This window comes from Robiginitalea sp. (assembly GCF_049588695.1).
Taxonomy (GTDB): domain Bacteria; phylum Bacteroidota; class Bacteroidia; order Flavobacteriales; family Flavobacteriaceae; genus Robiginitalea.
In genome coordinates, this window is record NZ_JBAVZJ010000505.1 from 1 (window position 1) to 3,009 (window position 3,009).

2 protein-coding genes and 2 pseudogenes are annotated in these 3,009 nt (G+C 46.2%); all 4 read right to left on the reverse strand.

What is annotated here, in order from left to right; translation table 11 throughout:
- A pseudogene (locus WBV75_RS11750) lies at positions 1–276 on the reverse strand (CPBP family intramembrane glutamic endopeptidase); the annotation flags it as partial.
- A gap of 107 nt (positions 277–383) precedes the next feature.
- Positions 384–1,415, reverse strand: coding sequence for a serine hydrolase domain-containing protein (locus tag WBV75_RS11755; protein ID WP_424120784.1), 1,032 nt, complete (start codon positions 1,413–1,415; stop codon positions 384–386).
- Positions 1,416–1,442: 27 nt separating this feature from the next.
- Entirely contained in the window at positions 1,443–2,207 is a 765-nt protein-coding gene (locus WBV75_RS11760; RefSeq protein WP_424120785.1) for a DUF6090 family protein, read from the reverse strand.
- A gap of 15 nt (positions 2,208–2,222) precedes the next feature.
- Positions 2,223–3,009: pseudogene (locus tag WBV75_RS11765) on the reverse strand (acyltransferase family protein); the annotation flags it as partial.

The following is a 3,009-nucleotide window of genomic DNA, read 5'->3' on the forward strand; positions in this document are numbered from 1 at the left end:
GGTAAGCAGGACATAAAGGGCCGGAACCCAATACGACAGGCGGATATATTTCCAACGCCCCCAATTCCATGGCAGGGAAGCGATTGGCCTTCCTGTAAGCTTTAAGGTTAAGATGGCGGCTACCGCGGGACTCCACATCAGGGCGCCGACATAGATCCGGGAAGGATATAAGGCTATGATCGCATAGTGAAAAAGGGCACTTATCAGTGTGACAAGGGTCAGGAAAATGAACAGGGTTTGCCAGGTCTTTTTATGTTCCACTTTAGCTTCAGGCATTAAAGGCGATTTAAAATGAGATGGCGGGGCAATTCACTATAACCTTTAGGGGTCTCCTTCGATCCGATTCGCGACGCCCCTTCGGGAATCCCTCCTTCAAAAGGAACTTATTGCTCTTGACCCCTGCGGATTATTTTTACAATTCGGCCCAACACGATTTCCGATAAATTCCATTCATACCCATTGAAATCCGTGGTGTTTACAAATTGAACCACAGCCGTATTGATGTCGTGATGGTATTCCGCAAGACTTTGATAGCCCACAACCAGGCCTCCATGTTCATATTCGTAAGGGTAGAGCTCCTGTTCTCCTTCCCCGAATACCGAACCGTCGTTTAAGGCCCGCAAGAAGATCCCCACATCCTCTGCGGTCGCCAACATGCCGTTTTCATTGGCTTTAAAATCCTGATCATACCCAACATAATAGCCGCTCATTACATCTTCCAGATCCACCTCTTCAAGCGAAAAAAAAGTGTTGTTTAATTCAAGGGGCTGCAAGATTTTTTCTTTGATGTATTCATGGTGATTATAGCCCAACACGGTATCCATGATCCTGCGTAGCAACAAATAATTCGTGTTCGAATATTCGTAGTCTTTACCAGGTTTAAAACGAGCAGGGAGATCCAGGGCAAATTCAAGGGCTTTTTGACTGTTTTCCTGTTCATTTTCCCAATAGGCGGGATTATCCGTAAAATTGGGAATACCACTTCGATGCTGTACCATCATTTTCAAGGTGATTTCGTCAGCATTTTCAATCCTGCCCCGGAGTTCGGGAAAATAATCGACCAGGGATGCCTCGAAGGACAAGCGTTGTTCTTTCACGAGTTTGGTCAGGGCAACGGCGGTATACAGCTTACTGATGCTCGCTATTTTGAACAGGGAATTTGGGTCTGCGGGTATTTTATTGTCCCGGTCTTTCCAGCCCTCGGCATAAAAAGCCGGGGGTTTCCCGCCCTGGTCCACATAAACGATGATGCCGTCAAACCCAAGGTCCACGGCCTCCCCCAGCTGTTCCTGAACCGTATCGGGTAAGGGTAAAATCCAGGCCCTGACCAAAATCCACGGAACGAACCACAGAGACGCTATGCTCCCTGTGATGAGTAGAATTTGCAACACCCGTTTTATTTGTTTCTTCCTCATGATCCGTATTTGTGCTTATGTCTTTTCTCAGGCTTTGGTAATGAGTTCTATTTCATTGATAACCTTTTGCCCGAGCTCCTTTAATTGGCTGTATTGCTCAATCATTTCATCCAGCTGGAAGGCGGCCAGGTTGATCACATTGCGATAGGGCGCCGAGGCGGTATAGGCTCTAAAGGCCTGATCGTACTCCTCCGGGGGGGTAGCCCTTTCGTTTAATTCCTCTTCCGACATAAAGGCCTTTGCCAGGATTAAGGTCCGGTCAAATTGGGTAGAGAGATAGGCTTCCTGCTGAACGGTATAGTCGTTGTAACTCTTTTCATTTTCCGCAATGCGTTCCACCAACCCGTGATATTTTGCCAAAAGGGAATCCAGGGGCGTGTTGTTTATTTTGCCGAAATACCCCGAATTCTTCAGGGCTTCATACCCCCCTGTATTGGGTTTAAAGTAATAATCGGCAAAAGCATAACCACTGACCATTAATATAAATAAATTATCCTCCTCTGTCTTGTCCAACATACTTATCCGGGCCTTTTTACACATTTCGGCTATTTGGGCCCGGCCCGTCGAAATCGCTTCCAGTTGTTCTAAGTCTTCTAAGGTATGGGACTTTATTTTGATCAAATACTCCTGCAGGGCCTGCTGATCATTTCTGGCTTCATTCCAATTATCGATCTGTAAGGCCATCAGAATCCCGACAACCACCAGGATAATTTCGCCTATCGCGTATTTGAGATACGTCAATGTCCTGCGGTTCTTTATTTGGTCATGGCGTGTTTTTCGGAAAATCTTCATGCCTTTGGGTTTAGGTTATTTTTGGGTTTCTATACTGTAATCCTGATTCGGATCTGCCATGGGAACCGTTGGCACCCCTGGTTTTCTTTTCCCTTTTAAACCAAACAAGGGCCTTAAGAAAGCGATTCTTCGGATAACAAACTCGTAGGTAAGGAAGCAGAACAGGAAGGTAAAACCCGTAATCGCCAAAAACTTAAAGAATCCGGGAATGGGCAGGGGTAAAATCCACCAGGCCCCCAGGAACAGGGCAAACATATGGATAATATAAATGGGATACGCGCCTTCGCTTAAATAGCTTAAAAGACGACTCGGGTGGTTCAAATAATGGTAGGAGATCCCCAACAAGGCAAAGATCCAACAGTTCGATTCTATCGCTGAAAGATAAGGGGGGGCTTCGGTGGCAAAAACGGTATATCGAATCGCATAAAGCACACAGGCGAGTGCCAGGTACAACCACTTCCATTTTTTTACCGTCTTCCAGAAGGCATCGCCGCTGTAGACAAAAAGGTATCCAAAGAGAAAGGCGAGCAAGCCTAAAAAGAACCCGTGCCAGGTTTCCGCATAAAGCGCAAAGTAGGGCGGTTTTACAATCATCGCCTCCGCGACAAAAAACAGGGATATGGACAAAGGCCCGGCAGGGTGGCTCATCAGGATCTTCCAATGCTTTAAAAATGCATTGTCCCCCCTCTTTTTCAGGAAATGGAACAGGGGTAATAACAGGAGGACATACATGAAAATATTTAATAAAAACCACAAATGTCCCTGATGTGGGTAGTAGCTTAAGGGCAGGTTATAGTACTTC